Below are 23,073 nucleotides of genomic sequence, written 5' to 3'. Positions count from 1 at the left end.
AATTCTATAAGGAGGGATTAAGAACTTTATTACTAAAAAGAATAGAACAAGATGGAATTTACGCCTAAACTGAAAGAGGAAATTATTGATAAACTGGAGCATATCAAACTCTTTTATTTAGAGTATTCTCAAGTTCTTTGACGAAAAATAATAGGTTTACGTAATATTCACTACCTTTGTCGCCAAAGCAAAAACATTGCATGTGAAAAGGTTACTTTCCAACATCGTAAAGTATGTACTGATAGTAGTATTTGTTTATTACTACGTAGGAAACACAGCCTTTGTCCATACACATGTAGTCGATAATTTCCTCGTAACTCACTCCCACCCCTATCTGCCGGGCACACATCATTCGCACACAGAAGCACAGTGGGAAACCGTCTCTTGGTTCAATTTATTATGCCTGGACAGTTCGCATGAGTTACCGATAGTTCCCTTTATTTTATTTTTCCTAAGTTTCATCTTCTTGTTGCATGGAGCAAACCGGATTGTTCGCACAGCCCGGTCTTTCCATTTACGTTCTCCACCCTGTCATGTATGCTGAGAACAGATTTTGTTATTTAAGTTTCGTATGTAGCCTGAAAGACAGAGCATATGCGAAACCTTAATCTGTTATTCCCAAAATACATGAAGAAAAACGAGTTCTTATCATAACGACAAAGAAATGAAATACATATATTTATTGTGCCTGACCGGCATGATGTGCTATGCCTGTACCGGTCAGCAAAAAGAACAGGAAAACCAGGAATTTTCTGTCTCAGGAGATACTATTGTGGTATCTTCGGAATCCCCCATCGCCAAGAAACTGAAAACAAGCGAAGTTCAGAAAGAATTGCATGAAACGACATTCACAGTTTCGGGCATTGTGAAAGCCATCCCCAATCATTATGCAGAAATAGCCTCTCCGTTTGCAGGACGGGTGACGCGATCCTTTATCCGTCTGGGACAAAAAGTGGATAAAGGCAGTCCCTTGTTTGAAATCAGTTCGCCTGACTTCTTTGAAACCGGAAAAGTCTACTACCAGGCAAAGCAGGAAATGGAACTGGCTTCCAAGAATCTGCGCCGCGAACAGGATTTGTATGCACACAAAGTAAGTGCGCAAAAAGAAGTGGAAGAAGCCGAAGTGAACTATGAATTGAAAAAGAAAGATTATGAAAATGCGTTGGCTGCCCTGAAAGTATTCCAGATAGAACCGGACCAGTTAGTACTGGGTCAGCCTATGATTGTCCGCTCACCCATTTCCGGTGAAATAGTGAAGAATAATATTGTAATCGGGCAATTCATGAAAGACGATGCCGACCCGGTGGCCGTGGTAGCCGATCTGAATGAAGTATGGGTAGCTGCCAATGTGAAAGAAAAGGATATGTCCCTGCTCTCTTCATTGAAAAAGGTGGAAATATCCCTGGTCTCGCAATCAAATCAGACCTTCAGCGGTACAATCTATCATATCAACGAAATGCTGGATGAAGATACGCGTTCGGTAGAAGTATTAGTGGCATGCGATAATAAAGAGCGACTGATGAAGCCTGCCATGTATGCCACAGTGAAACTGACTGACGAACCTGCTGAAAGCATTCTGATCCCGACTTCCGCCATTTTGCAGGAAGAAGAACAGGCGTATGTACTGGTCTCTTCGGGCAACAATAAATTCCTGAAACGGAAAGTGGAAACTTCTGCTACGGATGGTGACAAGAGTGTCATTACTTCCGGCCTGCAATCCGGAGAAAAGTATGTTTCAGACGGTGCTTTCTATCTGCTGAACGCCAACTAAACACCGGGGTTACATAGTATGAAGAAGTTGATTTTTCTGGCGATACATCGTCGAGGACTGATGTTCGTATTGTTTGCCTTCATTGCCGTGGTGGGTTACTATTCATGGACAAGACTGGCAATAGATGCTTATCCGGATATTGCGGATACCACCGTACAGATTGTGACACAAGTGTCGGGACTGGCTGCCGAAGAGATAGAACAGCAAATCACAATTCCCATTGAACGGGCCGTAAACGGTCTGCCGGGACTGAACGTGATGCGAAGTAAAAACACTTTCGGACTGAGCACCGTGGTACTGGTGTTTGATGATGGAATTGATGACTACTGGGCACGCCAGCGTGTGCAGGAGCGCTTGGTAGATGTAGAATTACCTTATGGTGCCGTACCGGGGCTGAATCCCCTGACCTCACCTACCGGAGAGATATTCCGCTACGTCATTGAAAGCGATAATCTTGACCTGCGTGAGATCACCGATTTGCATAAATGGGTGATTATCCCCCGGTTGAAACAAGTGACAGGCGTAGCCGATGTAAGCAACTACGGCGGCATCACTACCCAGTATCAGATCGAACTGAATCCACGTAAGATGGAAGAGTACGATATTTCCCTTTCTGACGTGACCGAAAAAGTTGAAATGAACAATGTGAACGCCGGAGGAAGTATGTTGAGCCGGGGTGATTTGAGTTACGTGATTCGCGGTATCGGTCTGGTGAAGGATTTGAAAGATTTAGGACGTATCGTTATCAAAACGGATAATGGAGTACCTGTGTATCTGGATGATATCGGAAAACTGAAATACGGTAGCCTGGAGCGCAAGGGTGTACTGGGCTTTTATGATGGCAAACGTAATTTCTCTGACGGCGTAGAAGGCATCGTGCAAATGTTGCGCGGTCAGAATCCCTCACAAGTGCTCGAAGGAGTACATGCCGCTATTGACGAACTGAATAACGAAGTACTGCCCAAAGGCACACACATCCATCCTTTTATGGACCGCACGAACCTGGTGGATATGACCTTACACACGGTTTCGCATACACTGTTTATGGGGATGATTCTGGTAATATTGGTACTGATTCTCTTTTTAGGAAGCTGGCGGGGTGCATTGCTCGTTGCCGTCACCATTCCCCTATCGCTACTGATAGCTTTTATCCTGATGCACGTGACGGATATACCTGCCAACCTGCTTTCATTGGGAGCTATTGACTTCGGTATCCTGGTAGACGGCTCTATCGTGATGATGGAAACGATTCTGAAGAAGCATGAACGGCATCCCGATGAAGTATTGGAAGAAGATTCCATCTTACGACGTACAACGGAAGTCGCCCGCCCTATCTTCTTCTCTATCCTTATTATTATAACCGCTTATTTGCCGCTGTTTGCCTTCGAACATATCGAGAAGAAACTGTTTACACCGATGGCATATACAGTGGGATATGCACTGATAGGCGCTCTGTGTGTAGCATTGTTTCTGATTCCGGGACTGGCATATATGGCTTACCGTAAGCCTCGGAAAGTATATCATAACCGTTGGTTAGAAAAATTGCAGATGCTGTATCATGCACAAGTGGTTCGTGTAATTGACTGCCCGAAAGCCGTATTGGGAGTATTGGCAGGAATTCTGGTTTTAGCAGGTGTTTTGAGCTACACGGTGGGAAAAGATTTCCTCCCTCCCTTAGACGAAGGGGCTATCTGGATTCAGGTACAATTGCCTCCGGGTATCTCTATCGAGCGTTCCAAAGAGATGGGAGCTGAATTAAGAAATAAGTTGGGGCAGTTTCCGGAAGTGTCGTACGTAATGACACAGGTGGGACGTGATGATGAAGGTGCAGAAGCCTTTTCCCTTTCGCACATCGAGTGTGGTGTAGGATTGAAACCTTACGATAGCTGGACTACAGGACGCAATAAAGCCAAGCTGATTGAAGCGATGAATGATACGCTCATGACCATGCCGGGATATTCGGTAGGTTTCTCCCAGCCGATTATTGACATGGTGATGGACCAGATAGCAGGTGCGCACAGTGATCTTGCACTGAAGATATACGGGGAAGATATCACGGAAACGCGTCATATTGCCGATAAGGTTGTCAATGTCATCAAGCAGATACCGGGCGCGACGGATGTTGCCGTAGATCAGGAACCTCCCCTTCCCCAACTTCAGATTATAGCAGACCGTGACCGTATTGCACAATACGGATTGAATGTCTCGGACGTGGCCGATCTGATAGAACTCGCCATTGGCGGCAAGGCCATTTCGCAAATCTTTGTAGGTAGCAAGTCGTATGACGTCATCTGCCGTTTCAGCGAAGAGACGCGCAATACACCGGAACGCATCGGAAACCTGATGCTGACTTCGGGCACAGGTGCCAAGATACCATTGAGTCAGGTTGCGGAAATCAAACTGACCACAGGGGCAAGCACCATTTCACGCGAGATGAATAAGCGCCACCTTACAATCCGTGTCAATCTGCGTGGTATCGACCTGACTTCTTTCTTGCAGAAAGCGAACAGGATGATTGATGACCAGGTGAAATACAACCATGAAGATTTTCATCTGAAATGGGCGGGACAGTTTGAAAACCAGCATCGTGCATACAATCGTTTGGGCGTGGTAGTTCCGTTGGCATTGGGCATTATGTTACTGTTATTGTTTGCCGCCCTCGGCAAATTCCGGCAAGCGGCTTTATTGATGTGTATCATTCCGTTGGCACTCTTCGGAGGTATGCTTGCACTGAATGTACGGGGAATGACGCTGAATGTATCTTCTGCCGTAGGCTTCATCGCTCTGATTGGTGTAGCTATTCAGAATGGAGTGATTATGATTTCGCATATCAATAATTTGCGCGAACGGGGGCGCGACTTGCGCGATGCCGTGGTTACCGGTGTGCGCCATCGTTTCCGTCCCATTCTGATGACGGCTACTGTTGCTGTGCTGGGTTTGCTTCCGGCATCCCTGAGTACGGGAATTGGTTCCGATGTACAGCGTCCGCTGGCAACGGTTATTGTATACGGATTGCTGTTTGCTACTGTGGTGACACTGTATATTCTCCCCACTTTATATTATATGATGGAAAAAAAGGAAGATAAAAAGGATGAAAATGAAAAGATATAATATTGCGTTGTTTACCCTTATCGTCTGTGCCTGTTCAGTGCAGGCACAGACTGTAGAACCGATTACTTATAAGCAGTATATGCATAAAGTAAGTGCCGACAATCTGGAATATGCAGCGGAGAAGATGAATGTCAGCGCCGCACATGCAGATGTGATAGCTGCCAAGGTATTTGATGATCCGTCGCTCTCTTTTACTTATTCCAACAATGAAGATCATACTTTGCAAATGGGGCAAAGCTATGAACTGGAACTTTCGCAGAACGTAACTTTAGGAAGACGTACGGCCGGCATCAAGTTGGCACGCAGCCAAAATGAACTGGCGGAAATTGTGCTGGATGATTATTTCCGGAATTTACAGGCGGACGCCACCATTGCTTATCTGGAAGTAATGAAACAAAAACAACTCAGTGACATCAAAAGAAGTGCATGGAGCAATATGTACGACCTGGCGAAATCCGATAGTATTCGTCTGGCATCCGGCAAGATCATGGAAGTGGAAGCCATACAAAGCAAGTTGGAAGCAAACATCATGTATAACGAGGTGCTGCAAGCTGAGACGGACTTAAAGCAGGCATATATGCAACTGTCCCTCTTTGTCGGAACCACAGTTACAGATACGCTGTTTCATCCGGTGGAAGAACTGAAAAAGCCGGAACAGGTATTTGTGCTGAACGGATTGATTGAGGGAGCTATAGAACATCGCTCCGATTTACTGGTAGCTTTGAAGAATACGGAGGTTGCACGCCGTGAACTGATTCTGGCTAAGCGTGAAAAGCGTCCAGATGTGGAGTTTTCATTAGGATGGAGCCATAACAAGCGTGTGCGCAATGAAGAAGCACCTGCCCCGACATTCAATGGAGTCAGTGCGGGGATTGCGATTCCTTTAAACTTCTCTTCTCTGAACAGAGGTGCGGTCAATGCCGCCCGTTTCCGTGCCCGCCAAGCAGAATTGCAATATGAGCAAATGTGCTTGCAGGTACAACGGGAAGTTATGGGAGCTTATCAGCAATTCCAATCGCAGGCACTTCAAGTGAAACATTACGAAGGCGGAATTCTGAAACAGGCGCAGGATGTACTTGAAGGGAAAATATACAGTTATAACCGGGGTGAAGTTTCCCTGCTGGAAATACTGAATGCACAACGCACGTATGATGAAGTTCAGGCGCAATATATAGAAACGCTGTTTAATTATAATGCGGCACTCGTCGAGCTGGAACGCAGCTGCGGAATTTGGGATATAAAGGGATAAATTGTTGATAATACAAAAATGAGGGTATGTAAACTTTTACAATATCCTCTTTTTTTGTATCATTGCAAACATAATTCTCTAAAGAACATACTATTATGAAAACTAAACTTTTATTATTTGCCGTATTTCTATTGGTGTGCAGCACTGCATTCAGTCAGGAAAGTGATAATGCGAAGTACATTGAAATTACCGGAACTTCGGAAATAACCCTTGTGCCCGATGAGATTCATTATCTTATTGAGATTAAAGAATATTGGGAAGAGGAATTTGACGGAAAGTCCAAACCGGAGAATTATCGGACCAAAGTACCACTGATCGGAATAGAGCGAAATTTAAGGGCTGCCTTGCGAAAGATCGGGATTCCGGAAGACGCCATCCGTACACAAGAAGTAGGTGACTATTGGCGTGAACGCGGACTTGAATTCCTGGTATCCAAACGGTTTGATATTACATTGACCGATTTTAGTCAGATAGATGAGATTCTAAAGGTTATCGACACGAAAGGTGTCAACTACATGCGTATCGGAGAACTGAAAAACAAGGATATGCAGGTCTATCGGCAACAAGGCAAAATAGAGGCACTGAAAGCCGCACAAAAGAAAGCTGAATATTTGGTGGAAGCATTAGGCAAACGCCTGGGAGATGTCATTCGCATTGTCGAACCGCAGGAAAGTGCAGGTTATTCCCGGTATTTTGCAGCCCAGAGCAATGTAAGTTCATCACAGGCAGAAGCTTACGATGCTTTCCGTACGATAAAACTGAATTATTCGATGCTGGTGAGGTTCGAGATAAAGTAGAAATAAAAAGATTTATTTCTTTTGTTACTGTGTCATTAAAGTGTAACTTTGTACAAAACGTTACGTTATGGGAAAAGTAAAAGAACCAGCTTCAACTTACTATAGCCGTCCGATGCTGAATGCCTTGCGCAATCACATAAAAGACAGAATAGAACAAATGGACGATGCCGTGCTATTGTCTAAAATTAGCAGCATGCTTGATAAAGATGAGGAAAGCTTTGAAGAGCGTTATCAACGTGCCAAAGAATTTGCATATACACATCTTGACAGGGAATTTGCAGAAGAACTTGAAAAAGAGAATTTTCTGATAGGCAAACCTATACCTTGCCAATATACTGATGAGGAATTTGAAAAAGAATCAAAACTGTCAGAAGCCAGCGGTATTGCTACTGATGAAGAAGTAAAAGCCGCTTTCAATTTATGGCTGAACTTAAAATAATCTGGACAAATCGGGCACTTGCCGTATTTCAAAAAACTGCATATTGGTATGCTGCAAATCTGGGAATACAATTCGCTGCCACCTTTGCAAAAAATGTAGATGAAGCGATACACAAGATTTTATTAATGCCCACTGTTGGCCAGCTTGAAAAACGTGGAAAAGACAAGGAGTATAGGTCTATCCTATCTCACCCTCTATGTAGAATTTATTATTGGTACAATAATACGGAAATACATATTGTCAGGCTACGTTTTAATAAAATGAATAAATAATCCGATTGTTCTATTTCTTCATCCTTACCTCATACAAGTCATTCCTCCTGTCTTTCAGATTGCGCACACTGCCGTAAGTATGCAATTCATTCAATAAATCCAGATCCACATCGGATACCAGTATCATTTCTGTATTCGGTGTGGCTTCTGCACGCTTGCCATCTGTCGGAAATGCAAAGTCGCAGGGAGTAAATACACCTGATTGTGCATACTGAATATCCATATTGTGCACGCGCGGAAGATTACCTACACTACCGGCAATGACAACGAAACATTCATTTTCGATGGCACGGGCATGGGCGCATACCTTTACACGTGAGTAGGCATTTTGCGTATCCGTCAGGAAAGGAACGAATAAAATCTGCATGCCCTGGTCTGCCATAATACGGGATAATTCCGGAAATTCCACATCGTAGCAAATCAGTACACCGATTTTAGCACAGTCCGTATCGAATGTCTGCAAAGCCTTTCCGCCACTTAATCCCCAGCTTTTTATTTCATCGGGTGTGACGTGCAACTTCTCATACATCTCAAAACTACCATCGCGACGACAAAGGAAACCGACATTATACAAAAGTCCATCTTCTTTAATAAGCGGCATGCTACCCGTAATGATATTGATATTGTAACTGATAGCCAACTTTACAAATCGTTCTCTAATCTCCTCAGTATAAGCCGCCAGTCCGCGAATGGCCTGTGACTCCCCTTCATTATTGAATTTTGCCATCAGCGGGGCATTGAAGTATTCGGGGAAAAGGATGAAGTCACTCTTATAATCGGATACGGCATCCACAAAGAATTCTACCTGTTCAAACAGGTCATCCAGCGTTTGATAACTACGCATCTGCCACTGCACCAATCCTACGCGCACGGTGGTTTTCGGTGCAATATATTCTTCCGTAGGTTCCTGATAGTAAATGTTATCCCATTGCAACAGACAAGCATAATGCTTGGACTCTTCATCATTAGGCAGGTAATTGCGCATCACCTTGCGTACGTGGAAATCATTGGAAAGCTGAAAGGTCAATACGGGGTCGAAAATTTCTTTCTGCTTTACCTTATCTATATACTCTTTCGGGCGAAGTTGATCTGCGTATTTATAATAGTTGGGAATACGCCCACCGAACATAATAGCTTTCAGGTTCAGAGTTTCGCAAAGCTCCTTGCGGTATTCGTACATACGGCGTGCCAGGCGAAGCCCACGGTATTGGGGATGAATAAAGACTTCAATACCATATAATATATTGCCTTTAGGATTATGGGTATTGAAGGTTTCTTTACCCGTCACCTGTGCATAAGTATGATCGTTCTTCACATCATCGTAATTCACAATGATGGAAAGTGCGCAGCCGACAATCTTTTCGTCTACCACGGTTACAATCTGTCCTTCGGGGAAAATTCGGATGAGTTTTTCAATTTGTTTGTGTGTCCAAAACACATCGCTGCCATCCGTATATACACGGGTGAATGATTGCGCCAGTTGCTCGTAGTCTTCTATTTGTAAATTACGCAACTGTACTTTGTTGATTTTCAATGAGTCCATAATGTCTCTTTTTTATACCAAAAGTTAAATCCGCTGCAAAGGTACGGTTTAAACTTATACATTGTCTCCCGGAATGCATATTTTTGTAAGAGACTGATTTTGCAATAAAAAAGAAATGAGGATTTAACACTTTAGGGATAAGAGTATTTTGCTTTTTTTATACTTTTGCATCGTTTTCTACAACTTTCAGTTTATTTCTTATTTAATTTTTAAAAATCATGGCTAAAAAGATGTTATTCCTGTTTGTGCTTTTGCTTTCCCTTACAGGAATGCTCAAGGCACAGGTAACTACTGCCGGAATGAGTGGTAAAGTGATGGCTGACGAAGAATCTGTCATCGGCGCTACGGTTGTAGCCGTACACGAACCTTCCGGAACCAGTTACGGTACTGTTACCAATGTAGACGGACGTTTCAGTCTGCAAGGTATGCGCTCCGGTGGTCCTTACAAGGTGACGGTATCTTACATCGGTTATCAAACGGCAATCTATACAGATATCCAGTTGCAACTGGGTGAAACTTATTCATTGAATGTAACCCTGCACGAAGCTTCGGAATTATTGGGAGAAATCACTATTACGGCCAGTAAGTCAAAGTTCAGTGCTGAAAAGACGGGAGCTACTACCAATATTTCTTCTGAACAACTCACCACATTGCCCAGCATTAACCGCAGTATCAGCGACTTTACCCGCATCTCTCCATATGCATCAGGAAACAGTTTTGGAGGCCGCGACGGACGCTCCAATACGTTCACGGTAGACGGTGCGAACCTGAATAACAACTTCGGCCTGTCGTCTGGTTTGCCAGGCGGTGGAAATCCAATTTCACTGGATGCCATTGATGAAGTACAGGTTGTGATTGCCCCATACGACGTGCGTCAGGCAAACTTTATCGGTGCAGGTATCAATGCTATTACGAAATCGGGTACAAACGCTTATAGAGGTAGCGCTTATATGTACTTCAACAATGAAGTGATGCGCGGTAACAAAATTGGCGATACTGATTTCGGTGTGCGTGCCGAAGAGTCCAAGACTGTTTACGGTGCTACATTTGGCGGTCCTATCATTAAAGACAAGCTGTTCTTCTTTGCAAATGTAGAGTATGAGAAGAGTCCGCAGCAAGTAATTACATGGCGTGCGGCAAAAGAAGGAGAAACTCCGAATAACTCTACGATTTCACGAACTACGGAAGCTGATCTGGCGGAATTTTCACAGATTCTGAAAGACAAATACGGATATAATACCGGTTCGTTCACAGATTTCCCTGCCGATATCACCAACCTGAAATTGCTGGGACGTATTGACTGGAATATCAATCAGGGAAATAAGTTGAGTGTACGCTATAACTTTACCAATAACAAAACCTGGGAAGCACCCAATGGAAGTTCGGGAAATACCGGGTATCGTTTGGCATACAACCGTGTTTCGGTATATTCCATGTCCTATGCAAACTCTTGCTATTCGTTGCAGAACATTGTGAACTCGGCTACCGCCGAATTGAACAGCCGTTTCTCTTCCAACGTTTCCAATCAACTGTTGTTTACATACAGTGACATGAAGGATGAACGCGGTACGAACTCCAGCCCCTTCCCTTTCATTGATATTATGGCCGGATACTACGAAAACGGTAATCAGATATTAGAGCCTTACATGACTGCCGGTTACGAGTTGTTTACCTATAACAATCTGGTGAAAAATACGGTTATGACTATTGTGGATAACTTCACCTATTATCTGGGAGCTCATAAACTGACGGCAGGTATCAGCTACGAACGTCAGAAAGCCGGGAACTCGTATATGCGTAACGGAACCGGATATTATCGCTATTCCAGCTTCGAGGATTTCAAGAATGGAGCTGCACCTGAGTCATTTGCCTTGGCTTACGGGTACAATGGTAATACAAAACCTTCTGCGGACGTGAAATTCGGCCAGTTGGGTGTTTATCTGCAAGATGAATGGAACATACGCGATAACTTTAAATTGACCGCCGGTATGCGTATGGATAATCTCAGTTTCCTGAATGATATTATGCGCAATCAGGCTATCTACGATCTGGACTTCAACGGTATGCATATTGATACAGGGGCATGGCCTGATAGCAAACTGCAATTCTCACCGCGTGTGGGTTTCACCTGGGATGTGTTCAATGATAAGACTTTAAAAGTGCGTGGTGGATCAGGATTCTTCACCGGACGTATTCCTCTGGTGTTCTTTACCAATATGCCTACCAACTCGGGTATGATTCAAAATCTGGTAAGTATTACAACCAGATATAAGGATGGCGTTGTAACCAGTCGCGATCCCCGCCTAGAATTACTGAAAGGTAATATGATAACAGACGTAAACCAGATGATTTCCACATTAGGACTTCCTACCTCTATCAGTCCAGAAGAAGGTGTGTTGCCAAGCTCCGTAGTGGGTATAGATCCGGACTTCAAGATGCCGCAAGTCTGGAAAACCTCATTAGCTTTGGATTACCAACTGCCTGTATCTTTCCCGCTGACGGTTACACTGGAAGGAATGTTCTCTAAAGATATCAATGCAGTACGCCAATACAATTACAATGTGCAGGCTCCGGATAAAGATACATGGTCACGTTTTAACGGACCGGATGATCGTTACATTTATCCTGAAAACTTCCTGCAACACACGAATATCAGTAATGCAAACGTATTGACCAACACTTCCAAAGGTTGGGGATGGACAGGCAACATCACCGTAATGGCAGAACCCGCCAAGAATGTGAACATTATGGCAGCCTATACTCATACCGAGTCAAAGGAAATCAGTGGTATGCCCGGTTCGGACGCTAACTCTGCCTGGACAAATGTTCCATCCATCAACGGACCGAACAGCTCGGGACTCATGCGTTCGCAATATGTCACTCCCAACCGTGTAGTTGCTTCCATCAACTGGCGCGTACATTTGAATAAGAAGACATCTTCAAACTTCAGTCTCTTTTATAGCGGATATTCATCCAGTGGTTATAGTTTTATGTACTCTAATGATATGAATGGCGATGGTGTAACCAATGATCTTATTTATATCCCGAAGACTAAAGATGAAATCAAGTTCACGAGTACCGAAGATGCAGATGCTTTCTGGAAGTTTGTGAATCAAGACCCTTATCTGAAGAAGCATAAAGGCGAATATGCCGAAGCTTATTCGGCACGTGCTCCTTGGGTACACCGCTTTGATTTCCGTTGGAGTCGTGACTTCTTCGTGAAGATTGGCAAAACTAAGAATACGCTGCAACTCAGCCTGGATATCCTGAATATAGGTAACTTGCTGAACAGCAAATGGGGTGTAACGAAAAACATGTCCGGCGCTAATGGTGGACGAATTCTGACCTATAAGGGTAAGGATGAGAGCAACACTCCTATTTTCTCTATGTACAAAGACAGTGATGGTAATTATTCTACTGGAAGCTTCACCCGAAACCTGAATTACAGCGAATGTTGGAAGCTTCAGATCGGTCTGCGATACGTATTCAATTAAAGCTTCAGAACGTATATTTATCAAAAAAAGAAAAGGTGCAACCGAAACGACCGGTTGCACCTTTTTGCATTTATAAGATCTTAAAGGAGAGAGAATTTTATTTGTTTTTTCTCCAGAGTTTACTCATATCTTCCAGAGTCTTACCCTTCGTTTCGGGTACCCAACGCCAAACGAAGAAGGCAGCTGCAACACAGATGATGCCATACAAACTGTATGCGAACATCGGACTGAAGTCGTACAGTGCCGGGAATGTAGAGGATATGATATAGTTGAAAATCCATTGGAAAGCTACTGCAATAGCTACGGCTTTGCCACGGATAGTATTCGGGAAGATTTCTGCAATCAATACCCAGCAAATCGGTCCCCATGACATCATGAAGAATGCTGCGTATACAATTACGGAAAGTACCGGAACGATACCCTTGATACCCATGCTGTCGCACATTGCCACTGCAAATGCACCTACTGCCATACCGATAGAACCGATAATCAGCAACGGCTTGCGTCCGAAACGGTCTACAGTAAAGATAGCTACAAGCGTAAATACAATGTTTACAATACCCATGATAACAGTTTGCATCATACCACCACCTTCAGCACCTGCGTTTTCAAAAATGCGCGGAGCATAGTAGAGTACGGCATTGATACCGATGGCTTGCTGGAATACGGAAAGCAAAATACCGATAACGATAACTGCTACACCGTAAGAGAACAGTTTCTCTGTCTTTTCCTTGGAAGTAGCCTTGATTTCTGCCAGAATTTCTTTTGCTTTGTTTGCACCATTCACCTTCTCCAGGATAGAGTATGCCTTTTCGTCCTGATGTACCAGTACCAGATAACGCGGGGTTTTCGGTACGAAGAAAAGAAGGAAGCCGAATAATGCAGCCGGGAATGCTTCCGAACCGAACATATAACGCCAGCCGGTTTGTACACTCCACATATCCGAAGCGGCATTCACTGACAATATACCTTCAGCACTCTTGTCGATAATAGGATTTGTGTGGTCGCCCATAATCAGGAAGTTGACGAAGTAAACCACCAACATACCGAAGATAATGGCAAACTGGTTACAAGATACCAGTGTTCCACGAATATTAGAGGGTGCAATTTCTGCGATGTACATCGGACATACGGCAGAGGCAAGACCTACACCGATACCGCCCAATACGCGATACAAATTGAATGCGATGAGCAATTCCATGTTTGGCTCACCGTAGTTGAAGAATAAAAATTCGGGATAGTAAGATCCCAATGCAGACAGGAAGAACAGCACGGATGCCAGTCTCAGCGAATTGCGTCGTCCCAAGCGGGAAGCGAAGAAACCGGAAAGAGCACCACCGATCACACAGCCGATAAGTGCACTGGAAGAAGTGATACCGTGCATCACCTTGTCATATTGGAAATCCATAGCCATCAGGAAGAAAGCTTCCAAGCCCTTCTCCGCACCCGAGATTACCGCCGTATCGTAACCGAACAGCAAACCTCCCAGAATGGCAACGGTTGTAATAGAATACAGGTAGAGTTTACTACCATTGTTAGCATCATTCATGATAAAAAAGATTAGGTTGATAAATGAGTAAAAAGTGATAAGTGGTAGAGTGATAAAGGTGATAGAGTGATATTACTTTACCACTTATCACTCTATCACCCTACCACCTTATTATATTAGCAATACATATTCACGATTGCTTCATACAATTCTTGCTTACCGCTGGTTTGTTTCGGTTCGCCGTTAGCTTTCGCATAAGCTACAACATCTTCCAAAGACAATTTGCCTTCTTCGAATTCCTTACCCTTGCCACCGTCGAATGATGCGTAACGGTCAGCCAACATCTTCTTGTAAGGAGATTCTTCCAGTAATTTAGCTGCACTTTCCAGAGCACGTGCCATAGCATCCATACCTGCAATGTGAGCGATGAAGATATCTTCCAGGTCGGTAGAGTTACGACGAGTCTTAGCGTCGAAGTTAGTACCGCCATTGCCCAAACCACCGTTGCGGATGATCTGCATCATAGCCTGAGTCAATTCGTAGTTATCGATAGGGAATTGGTCAGTATCCCAACCGTTCTGGTAGTCACCACGGTTAGCATCGATAGAACCCAACATGCCGTTGTCAACAGCTACAGCCAGTTCGTGTTCGAAAGTATGGCCAGCCAAAGTTGCGTGGTTAACCTCGATGTTTACTTTGAAATCCTTATCCAGACCATGAGCTTTCAGGAAGCCGATAACTGTTTCAGTATCTACGTCATACTGATGTTTTGTCGGTTCCATCGGTTTCGGTTCAATCAGGAAAGTACCTTTGAAGCCGCGAGCACGTGCATAGTCACGAGCGATAGTCAACATCTTTGCAAGGTGCTCTTTTTCACGTTTCTGGTCAGTGTTCAGCAAAGACATGTAACCTTCGCGACCGCCCCAGAACACATAGTTTGAACCACCCAGTTCGATAGTAGCATCAATAGCGTTCTTGATCTGAACAGCAGCGCGTGCTACAACGTCGAAATCAGGATTGGTAGCAGCACCGTTCATATAACGTGCATGACCGAATACGTTAGCAGTACCCCACAACAGCTTGATACCAGTTTCAGCCTGTTTTTCTTTTGCATAAGCTACGATAGCTTTCAAGTTAGCTTCGTATTCTTCGATGCTTGCACCTTCAGAAATCAGGTCTACATCGTGGAAGCAATAGTATTCGATACCCATCTTCTGCATGAATTCGAAACCTGCATCCAATTTATTTTTAGCTGCTTGCAAAGCGTCAGAGTCACCATTCCAAGGGAATTGTTTCGTTCCGCCACCGAATTGGTCACCACCTTCTGCGCAGAGAGTGTGCCACCAAGCCATAGCAAACTTCAACCAATCTTTCATCTTCTTACCCATGATTACCTTCTCAGCATCGTAGTAACGATATGCCATCGGGTTCATACTCTCTTTACCTTCGAATTTAATCTTTCCTATTCCGGGAAAATACTCTTTTGTTGCCATAATTTTAATTGAATTTTTAAAGGGTTAATTATGTTTTGATTATTAACTGTACTATTTTAATTCCCCTCGTTTTCAGAGGAGAGTTAAGTTAGCATTATTTTGCCATTGATTTTTCCAAACGATGTTTCCAGCGTGCATAAGCATCTGCATATTCCTGGCGCTTAGCCTGATTAGGCTCGATAACATCCAGTTTTTCCAGCGTTGCGAATGCTTCGTTATTATCTTTATAGATACCTGCACCGATACCCGCTCCCTTGGCTGCACCTACCGAACCATCCGTATCGTACAGTTCGATTACAGCTCCCGTCACACCTGCCAGCGTATCGCGGAAGATGGAGCTAAGGAACATATTTGCATGGCCTGCATGAATTTTCTGTACAGGGATGCCCATACCTTCCATAATATCTATACCATACTTGAATGAGAATACAATGCCTTCCTGAGCTGCACGCACAATGTGTTGTTTGCCATGCAGATTGAAGTTCAAGCCACGGATAGAGCAGTTGATCTCTTTGTTTTCGAGCATACGTTCCGCACCGTTACCGAAGGGCAGAATACTGATACCTGCACTACCGATAGGAGCTTGTGATGCCAGTACATTCATTTCATTATAAGAGATGCCTTCGGGAGCAATCGTACGTTTCACCCAGGAATTAAGAATACCCGTACCATTGATGCAAAGCAATACCCCCAGACGGTTTTGTTCGTCCGTGTGGTTTACGTGAGCGAATGTATTTACGCGTGATTTCGGATCATAGTTCACTTCACCGTTCACACCATATACAACGCCCGAAGTGCCTGCTGTAGAGGCGATTTCTCCCGGATTGAATACATTCAGTGAAAGAGCGTTATTCGGTTGATCACCTGCACGATATGTGATCGGTGTACCTTCCTTTAATCCCAATTCTTTTGCTGCGGCAGCATTCACACGTCCTTGTTCGGAGAATGTGGGTTTGATGTCCGCAATCAGAGAGTTATCGAAACCATAATAATCCATCAGGAAGTCGGCTACACGATTGTTCTTGAAATCCCAGAACATACCTTCCGAAAGTCCGGAAACAGTGGTACAGATTTCACCACTCAACTTCATGGCGATGTAATCACCCGGCAACATAATCTTATAAATCCGTTCGTAGATGGCTGGTTCGTTTTCTTTTATCCATGCCAGTTTAGAGGCAGTGAAGTTACCCGGAGAGTTCAACAGATGTGAGAGACATTTCTCTTCTCCCAGTGTTTCGAAAGCTTTCTGTCCGTAAGGCACAGCACGCGAGTCACACCAGATTATGGAAGGACGCAACACATTCTGGTCTTTGTCCACACATACCAATCCATGCATCTGATAAGAGATACCGATTGCCTTGATTTCACCTGCGTTTGCACCCGATTCATTCATAACAGCCTGTGTGGCAAGTTTTAGATTTTCCCACCAGCTTTCGGGATTTTGTTCCGCCCAACCCGGTTTAACTGCAATGATTGCCGCCTCTGTCTTCGGGAAGAAAGCAGAAGATACACATTTGCCGGTTTCGGCGTTTACCAGGCTCGCTTTTACGGACGAGCTTCCAATGTCATAGCCTAATAAATACATGGTATTAATTATGAGTTTTGATTTATGAATTATTTTATTAATACTTATCTTCTTACCTTATTATATATCTTCTTATCGAATCGATAATAGCGTGCGGCACGGTGGGCAACTCCCTGTTGTTTTTCCTCCAATGGAACAACGTATTCCATCATCGCTATTTTCTTGTGGAAGTTCCGCACGTCAATAGGCTTGCTATATATCAATTCATATAAAGTACGCAGTTGTGATGCCGTAAACTTACGGGGAAGCAGATCGAACAAGGCTGACGGATTAATCTCCACGTACTGGCGGATATATACCAATGCTTCTTTAATAATCAGATTATGGTCGAAAGCCAATGCCTTAATATCTTGCAGTGCCACCCAATATGCTTCGAAATCAGCCAGATTCCGACTCAGTGCCCGGTCTATCTTCACCAATGACAGGTAAGCAATTGTAACGATACGCTCCACTCTCGATTGCATGGCACGTTCCAGCCAATGAATGTCTTTCGGGTCCTTCGTCCTATTCTTAGAACCGAATGCCTTGAATTGCATCAGATTGACGTTCTTCAAACCCGTTAGTTCGTTCAACACACGCTGGGCAGCTTCGTCCAAATCTTCATCCATATAGATCAGACTTCCGGGAAGCTTCATATCGTGGAAAATTTCACCTTGCTCCTCACCTACACGTTTTATCAACAGAACTTTTAATTGTTCTCCGTCAAAGCCAATCACTACACAGTCTACTGATATATGATTGTTCGCTAATGGGGTTTTATGTTCCATGTTTTGCATAATATCCATGTTTAAGCGCTGCAAATATAAACAGGTTTTTTGAATATACAAGCGCATAAAACTTAATTTCTATTATGTTATAAAGCACTATTTTCCAATATGATAGATATCGTACATTTTACAATATCAAAACACGGCCTTATCGTTGAAAGTACAATATGTATTGTTGATAAACGGAAGAATCAGGTAATTGTAGGAAGTACAATAAGAGTGAAGTGCTTTATTTTTAAGGATTTTAGTATACCGGAAGATTAAAAAGACAAGTACCTCTTATTGTATTTTAGTTGAAGTGCTATAAAAAGATTTTTTTCTCATCTATCCCTCTGCTTCCCAATAAACTCCCTTCTCCGAACGGAGGGAGTTAAAATAGCTTATTGCACAAAAATCCTTCGTTTGTGCGGTCAATATCAGAAAAAGCTATACCTTTGCACCACTTTTTTAATTAACTACTAAAACAAGAACAGTATGAAAGCATTTGTATTTCCGGGTCAAGGTGCCCAATTCGTAGGAATGGGAAAAGACTTGTATGAAAACTCCGCTTTAGCAAAAGAATTGTTTGAAAAAGCCAATGATATCCTGGGATATCGCATTACGGATATTATGTTCAACGGTACAGACGAAGACTTGCGTCAAACGAAGGTAACTCAGCCTGCTGTATTCCTCCACTCCGTTATCTCCGCACTTTGTATGGGTGATGATTTTAAACCTGAGATGACTGCCGGTCACTCATTGGGCGAATTCTCTGCTCTGGTTGCTGCCGGTGCATTGAGTTTCGAAGATGGGTTGAAGCTGGTTTATGCCCGTGCCATGGCCATGCAGAAAGCTTGCGAGGCACAGCCCTCTACAATGGCGGCTATCATTGCCCTCTCCGATGAAAAAGTAGAAGAAATCTGCGAGCAAGTAACCGCTGAAGGCGAAGTTTGCGTTGCAGCCAACTATAACTGCCCGGGACAGATCGTAATTTCCGGTTCTATCGAAGGCATCAATAAGGCATGCGAACTGATGAAAGCTGCCGGAGCAAAACGTGCTTTGCCATTGAAGGTAGGCGGCGCTTTCCACTCTCCGCTGATGAATCCTGCAAAAGTTGAATTGGAAGCAGCTATCAACGCTACTGAAATACACGCTCCCAAATGCCCGGTTTATCAGAATGTAGATGCATTGCCTCACACTGATCCGGAAGAGATCAAGAAGAATCTCGTAGCTCAGCTGACAGCCTCTGTACGTTGGACACAGACTGTTAAGAACATGGTTGCTGATGGTGCTACCGACTTCACAGAATGTGGCCCAGGTGCTGTACTGCAAGGTCTGATCAAGAAGATTGCACCGGAGGTATCTGCTCACGGTATTGCATAATCCTTAAATACAATATATTTGTAAGGGCTGTCTTTTTAACCAAAGACAGCCCTTTATTTTGTAATCGTACTATCCGCATTCAGAATAGGAAGATAAACAGCATCTCAACAAAACTTTTTCATGCAAGTATGAAAGTTCTACATTCAACTTGCATTATCTTTGCAAAAACATGCATGATATGGAGAAAATCGACGAATACAGAAACATCCTTGCAATGCCTCTTTGCAAACTATCAATAGATAAACTGGTGCAGGAAATATGCCTGCATCCGGAATACCTTAAAAATATATACCGGTTGATTTCCGATGATAAAATTGTCGTTTCATGGCGGGCTATATGGGCATGTGAGAAAGTGAGTGAGAAGCATCCCGGCTGGTTTGTTCCATTGCTTGATGATATTATTCAGCGATTATTAGTCTGCAAACATGATGGTTCCAAACGGTTGTTGCTGTCTATATTATATAATGTACCTGCATCTGATCCTGTCTCTGTCGATTTGCTAAATTATTGCCTGGATCATATGTTGGCCCCACAAGAAAGTATCGGTGTACAGGCGTTGTCTATCAGAATGGCTTACCAGCTTTGCAAGTCTGAGCCGGAACTTTTGAAAGAGCTACAACTTATATTAGAGAATGCAGATACCGAATATTATTCCACGGGCGTTAAAACTACCATACGGAATATCCTGAAAAAGATAAATAAATAAGTTCCCGTTTCTACATCCTTTTTTCACTCCTGATTTGATGAGCAACACATTTACTGGGTATGCACAATTTTTCTGTAATCCCCATCACTTTTCTTCTTAAACCCATTACTTAGCAATACCTTTATTGAAGCTGCGTTTTCTTCCGAAGGGTCTGCTGCTACTTCACGTCCTCCCAATTCAATGACCTTCTCTTCCAACTTCCGGATAATCATTTTACCGATGCCTCTATTCAGATACTCTTCTTCACCAATCAAATATCCGATCTCGTAAGTATGGTTCTTTTCGGGTATGCCTCCATACAAACTCTCAAAGTCGTGCCCTTCTTCCTCCAAGTCTTTCAAGAAAAAACAATCGGCAAAAAGACAATACCCAATCTTCTTATCTTTGTAGTAAACAATAAAATGTCTTATGAAGCCATACTTACCATTTCTGTTGTTTACCTCATCCAACCAGGCCTCTCTTTGTTCTTCCCCATCCGGACACAGCCACTTATAGATATAATCTTTATTCAACCACCTGTCAAACAACGGTATATCTTCGTCAAGCAAAGGCATTAATGCAATTTCATCCTTATCGATCATAAGCTTATTGAAGTCATTTTCATGTTTATTCAACCCGATTCCCTTTCACATCTATAAAGAAAGTTTCGCCGTTCAACCTCACCTTTGCTTTACCATCTTTATTAAAATAGCGGGCGTCATCATATATAAAAGAAATAACCTCTTTCCCTGTCTGATCTATAAAGCCGCATTTACCCTCCATACATACTGCTGCCAGCCCGGTTTTGGTAAAAGACCATGCAGGATTATATATACATGGAATCACTTCCTTCCCCGTTTTATCCACATACCCCCACCAACCATTCTGCCTGACTAATGCCAATCCTACAGAAAAGGCATGGGCATAGTCATAGATAAACGGCACGACTTCTTCGCCTGTTGCTGCATCTATAAAGCCCCATTTACCATTATATTCCGTTGGTACTAATTTTTGCACTTTCATTTTTGAGTATCCATAATTGCTGTAATCCGTTAAACTTTGAATTGATAAACGAGAAATAGTTCTGAGGAATGAACTTACCCATATTGCGGAACATTCAGAATCAGCATACAGAGTATGCTCAGTGACAAAGATAAAGATAAAAAGCGAGAATACAACACCGGTTAAGAAGAAGACTTGCGAAATGAGGCGCAATCAGAAAGAAAAAATAGATTTCAAAAGAATAATTCTCCACTTTATGCTATTTTTGCAGAAAGCGCTTAAAAAGTATTCTTATGGATTATAAAATAAATGCCCCGACCGATGGAGATGAGATGATATTCAGACATGCGGATATATTTTTCAGTTGTTTCTTCAATGACGAAAATCATTGTGTACATCAATCCCGTGAGCACGCCATGAACTATGTTTATTCAGGCGAAATGCTCATTGATGACGGAAGCAAAATCACCCATGTACAGAAAGGCGAGTGTGTGTTTATCCGGCGCGACCACCGGGTTACGCTGACTAAGAAACCACTCGATGGCGAGCAGTATTGCGGTATTTTTCTGATGTTTACACGGCGTTTCTTGCGCAAGATGTTTCAGCGACTTCCTTCGGATAAAGCGCTGGACAATGTGCCCAAAGTCCGTTCAAGCGTGATTAAATTGCCTATCAGCATGGAAATTGATAGTTTGTTCACTTCGATGACTCCTTATTTCAACCAGAAATTCCGGGTGCAGGACGATTTCATGAATCTGAAATTGCAGGAGGGATTGTTGGCGTTGCTTCATATCGATGAACGTTTTTATCCTACACTCTTTGATTTTAACGAACCTTGGAAAATTGACATCCTGGAATTCATGGAACAAAATTATATGTACGATTTCAGTAGGAAGATTTAGCCACGTTTACAGGACGCAGTCTGGCTACATTCAAACGGGATTTCAAGAAGATCAGCACCCTTACTCCGCAAAAATGGCTGATTCACAAACGCCTCGAAGCAGCCTACGAGAAAATGAAAACCGGCACACGGAAAGTACAGGACGTTTATCTGGAAGTAGGATTCAAGAATCCATCCCACTTTGCTACGGCTTTTAAAAAGCAATTCGGCGTCTCTCCTACCGCTATCTCCCAATAAATTTCCGCGAGTTGCGATTGATATAGTAAAATGAGCTTCTGAGAAAGATTCTTTGAGCCTCGCAGCAAATCTGCTGCGGGGCTTTTGCGTTAACTTTGCATTGTTGAATCAAAAGACAAAAAACAATGAAAAAAGTAATAATGCTAATCATGCCTCTGATGCTGACAGTTGTTAGTGTTCAGGCACAAAATCAAAAAGAAATGAAAGGTAGTAATATTAAAGCACAGGAGTTAGTTCTCACGCAGGAATGGGACAAGACTTTCCCACAGTCCAACAAAGTGAATCACCGTAAAGTGACGTTTGTCAACCGCTATGGAATTACATTGGCGGCAGATCTCTATGAACCGAAAGATGCGAAAGGTACATTGGCAGCCATTGCAGTAAGTGGTCCTTTCGGTGCCGTAAAGGAGCAGTCCAGCGGATTATATGCGCAAACAATGGCTGAACAAGGTTTCCTTACTATCGCCTTCGATCCCTCATTTACAGGTGAGAGTGGTGGCGAACCTCGCAGGGTTGCTTCACCGGATATCAACACGGAAGATTTTCAGGCTGCCGTCGATTTTCTCTCCACCCAGCCGAATGTTGACCCGGAACGTATCGGTATTATCGGCATTTGCGGATGGGGCGGTCTGGCACTTAATGCAGCTGCTATCGACACACGCATCAAGGCTACTGTTGCCTCTACAATGTACAACATGAACCGCGTAAATGCAAATGGCTATTTTGATGCCGACAACAATGAAAACGCCCGTTACGAGAAACGCAAGCAACTCAATGCACAGCGTACCAAAGAGTATGCCCAAGGCTATTATGAACAAGGCGGTGGCGTGGTCGATCCGTTGCCAGCCGATGCACCTCAGTTTGTGAAGGATTATT

The 23,073-nt window shown here is 43.4% G+C and carries 17 protein-coding genes and 1 pseudogene; 11 read left to right on the top strand and 7 right to left on the bottom strand.

All coding sequences use genetic code 11. The features are described 5' to 3' along the window. The first annotated feature begins 664 nt into the window (after window positions 1-664). The 6 genes from BACCELL_RS21125 (at window position 665) to BACCELL_RS21100 (ending at window position 7,639) form a co-directional block, all read left to right on the top strand. On the top strand, window positions 665-1,771 hold the full coding sequence (locus BACCELL_RS21125) for an efflux RND transporter periplasmic adaptor subunit (protein WP_044154170.1): 1,107 nt from the start codon (window positions 665-667) through the stop codon (window positions 1,769-1,771). An 18-nt stretch (window positions 1,772-1,789) separates the two neighbouring features. Further along, window positions 1,790-4,882: an efflux RND transporter permease subunit gene (locus tag BACCELL_RS21120; RefSeq protein WP_007214105.1), complete on the top strand. Its 3,093-nt coding sequence runs from the start codon at window positions 1,790-1,792 to the stop codon at window positions 4,880-4,882. Beyond that, on the top strand, window positions 4,869-6,131 hold the full coding sequence (locus BACCELL_RS21115) for a TolC family protein (protein WP_044154279.1): 1,263 nt from the start codon (window positions 4,869-4,871) through the stop codon (window positions 6,129-6,131). The genes BACCELL_RS21120 and BACCELL_RS21115 overlap by 14 nt, the downstream gene beginning before the upstream one ends. Window positions 6,132-6,226: 95 nt before the next feature. After that, on the top strand, window positions 6,227-6,928 hold the full coding sequence (locus tag BACCELL_RS21110; protein ID WP_007214103.1) for an SIMPL domain-containing protein: 702 nt from the start codon (window positions 6,227-6,229) through the stop codon (window positions 6,926-6,928). A gap of 67 nt (window positions 6,929-6,995) precedes the next feature. Then, complete coding sequence (locus tag BACCELL_RS21105) at window positions 6,996-7,367, top strand: hypothetical protein (RefSeq protein WP_007214102.1); 372 nt, start codon at window positions 6,996-6,998, stop codon at window positions 7,365-7,367. Continuing rightward, on the top strand, window positions 7,349-7,639 hold the full coding sequence (locus BACCELL_RS21100) for a type II toxin-antitoxin system RelE/ParE family toxin (RefSeq protein ID WP_007214101.1): 291 nt from the start codon (window positions 7,349-7,351) through the stop codon (window positions 7,637-7,639). The genes BACCELL_RS21105 and BACCELL_RS21100 overlap by 19 nt, the downstream gene beginning before the upstream one ends. 10 nt (window positions 7,640-7,649) lie before the next feature. Here the strand turns inward: BACCELL_RS21100 and BACCELL_RS21095 are convergent, their stop codons facing one another. Further along, on the bottom strand, window positions 7,650-9,182 hold the full coding sequence (locus tag BACCELL_RS21095) for a carbon-nitrogen hydrolase family protein (RefSeq protein ID WP_007214100.1): 1,533 nt from the start codon (window positions 9,180-9,182) through the stop codon (window positions 7,650-7,652). A gap of 218 nt (window positions 9,183-9,400) precedes the next feature. On the opposite strand from BACCELL_RS21095, the gene BACCELL_RS21090 reads away from it, so the two are divergent. Beyond that, complete coding sequence (locus tag BACCELL_RS21090) at window positions 9,401-12,676, top strand: TonB-dependent receptor (RefSeq protein ID WP_007214099.1); 3,276 nt, start codon at window positions 9,401-9,403, stop codon at window positions 12,674-12,676. Between the two features lie 97 nt (window positions 12,677-12,773). Here BACCELL_RS21090 and xylE read toward each other — a convergent pair whose 3' ends face one another. From xylE to BACCELL_RS21070, 4 genes are all read right to left on the bottom strand, one after another. After that, window positions 12,774-14,225 (bottom strand): D-xylose transporter XylE, encoded by a 1,452-nt coding sequence (gene xylE / locus BACCELL_RS21085; protein WP_007214098.1) that lies wholly within the window; start codon window positions 14,223-14,225, stop codon window positions 12,774-12,776. A 116-nt stretch (window positions 14,226-14,341) separates the two neighbouring features. Then, window positions 14,342-15,658: a xylose isomerase gene (gene xylA / locus BACCELL_RS21080; RefSeq protein WP_007214097.1), complete on the bottom strand. Its 1,317-nt coding sequence runs from the start codon at window positions 15,656-15,658 to the stop codon at window positions 14,342-14,344. A 94-nt stretch (window positions 15,659-15,752) separates the two neighbouring features. Further along, window positions 15,753-17,243: a xylulokinase gene (locus BACCELL_RS21075; protein WP_007214096.1), complete on the bottom strand. Its 1,491-nt coding sequence runs from the start codon at window positions 17,241-17,243 to the stop codon at window positions 15,753-15,755. A gap of 44 nt (window positions 17,244-17,287) precedes the next feature. Further along, a complete protein-coding gene (locus BACCELL_RS21070) occupies window positions 17,288-18,019 on the bottom strand; it encodes an NUDIX hydrolase (protein ID WP_007218454.1) in 732 nt (243 codons plus the stop codon). 465 nt (window positions 18,020-18,484) lie between these two features. On the opposite strand from BACCELL_RS21070, the gene fabD reads away from it, so the two are divergent. Both fabD and BACCELL_RS21060 read left to right on the top strand, forming a co-directional pair. Continuing rightward, window positions 18,485-19,372, top strand: a complete 888-nt coding sequence (fabD, locus tag BACCELL_RS21065; RefSeq protein WP_007214093.1) for an ACP S-malonyltransferase — start codon at window positions 18,485-18,487, stop codon at window positions 19,370-19,372. Between the two features lie 178 nt (window positions 19,373-19,550). Then, on the top strand, window positions 19,551-20,078 hold the full coding sequence (locus BACCELL_RS21060; RefSeq protein WP_044154278.1) for a hypothetical protein: 528 nt from the start codon (window positions 19,551-19,553) through the stop codon (window positions 20,076-20,078). 50 nt (window positions 20,079-20,128) lie between these two features. Here the strand turns inward: BACCELL_RS21060 and BACCELL_RS21055 are convergent, their stop codons facing one another. Together BACCELL_RS21055 and BACCELL_RS21050 are read right to left on the bottom strand one after the other, a co-directional pair. Next, window positions 20,129-20,659, bottom strand: a complete 531-nt coding sequence (locus tag BACCELL_RS21055; protein WP_044154276.1) for a GNAT family N-acetyltransferase — start codon at window positions 20,657-20,659, stop codon at window positions 20,129-20,131. Between the two features lie 25 nt (window positions 20,660-20,684). Then, window positions 20,685-21,080: a WG repeat-containing protein gene (locus BACCELL_RS21050; RefSeq protein ID WP_007214090.1), complete on the bottom strand. Its 396-nt coding sequence runs from the start codon at window positions 21,078-21,080 to the stop codon at window positions 20,685-20,687. Window positions 21,081-21,352: 272 nt separating this feature from the next. Here BACCELL_RS21050 and BACCELL_RS21045 point away from each other — a divergent pair. After that, window positions 21,353-22,197: pseudogene (locus BACCELL_RS21045) on the top strand (helix-turn-helix domain-containing protein). Window positions 22,198-22,397: 200 nt separating this feature from the next. Then, a partial coding sequence (locus BACCELL_RS21040; RefSeq protein WP_044154275.1) for an alpha/beta hydrolase occupies window positions 22,398-23,073 on the top strand: 676 nt, incomplete at its 3' end.

This window comes from Bacteroides cellulosilyticus DSM 14838 (assembly GCF_000158035.1).
GTDB lineage: Bacteria > Bacteroidota > Bacteroidia > Bacteroidales > Bacteroidaceae > Bacteroides > Bacteroides cellulosilyticus.
Note: the sequence above shows the minus strand (reverse complement) of the source record. Positions and strands in the feature narration are given on the sequence as shown.

Bases quoted from the DNA above. Each gene is read 5' to 3' on its own strand.
- BACCELL_RS21125 (WP_044154170.1), top strand. From the start codon at position 665: ATGAAATACATATATTTATTGTGCCTGACCGGCATGATGTGCTATGCC.
- BACCELL_RS21120 (WP_007214105.1), top strand. From the start codon at position 1,790: ATGAAGAAGTTGATTTTTCTGGCGATACATCGTCGAGGACTGATGTTC.
- BACCELL_RS21115 (WP_044154279.1), top strand. From the start codon at position 4,869: ATGAAAAGATATAATATTGCGTTGTTTACCCTTATCGTCTGTGCCTGT.
- BACCELL_RS21110 (WP_007214103.1), top strand. From the start codon at position 6,227: ATGAAAACTAAACTTTTATTATTTGCCGTATTTCTATTGGTGTGCAGC.
- BACCELL_RS21105 (WP_007214102.1), top strand. From the start codon at position 6,996: ATGGGAAAAGTAAAAGAACCAGCTTCAACTTACTATAGCCGTCCGATG.
- BACCELL_RS21100 (WP_007214101.1), top strand. From the start codon at position 7,349: ATGGCTGAACTTAAAATAATCTGGACAAATCGGGCACTTGCCGTATTT.
- BACCELL_RS21095 (WP_007214100.1), bottom strand. From the start codon at position 9,182: ATGGACTCATTGAAAATCAACAAAGTACAGTTGCGTAATTTACAAATA.
- BACCELL_RS21090 (WP_007214099.1), top strand. From the start codon at position 9,401: ATGGCTAAAAAGATGTTATTCCTGTTTGTGCTTTTGCTTTCCCTTACA.
- xylE (WP_007214098.1), bottom strand. From the start codon at position 14,225: ATGAATGATGCTAACAATGGTAGTAAACTCTACCTGTATTCTATTACA.
- xylA (WP_007214097.1), bottom strand. From the start codon at position 15,658: ATGGCAACAAAAGAGTATTTTCCCGGAATAGGAAAGATTAAATTCGAA.
- BACCELL_RS21075 (WP_007214096.1), bottom strand. From the start codon at position 17,243: ATGTATTTATTAGGCTATGACATTGGAAGCTCGTCCGTAAAAGCGAGC.
- BACCELL_RS21070 (WP_007218454.1), bottom strand. From the start codon at position 18,019: ATGCAAAACATGGAACATAAAACCCCATTAGCGAACAATCATATATCA.
- fabD (WP_007214093.1), top strand. From the start codon at position 18,485: ATGAAAGCATTTGTATTTCCGGGTCAAGGTGCCCAATTCGTAGGAATG.
- BACCELL_RS21060 (WP_044154278.1), top strand. From the start codon at position 19,551: ATGGAGAAAATCGACGAATACAGAAACATCCTTGCAATGCCTCTTTGC.
- BACCELL_RS21055 (WP_044154276.1), bottom strand. From the start codon at position 20,659: ATGATCGATAAGGATGAAATTGCATTAATGCCTTTGCTTGACGAAGAT.
- BACCELL_RS21050 (WP_007214090.1), bottom strand. From the start codon at position 21,080: ATGAAAGTGCAAAAATTAGTACCAACGGAATATAATGGTAAATGGGGC.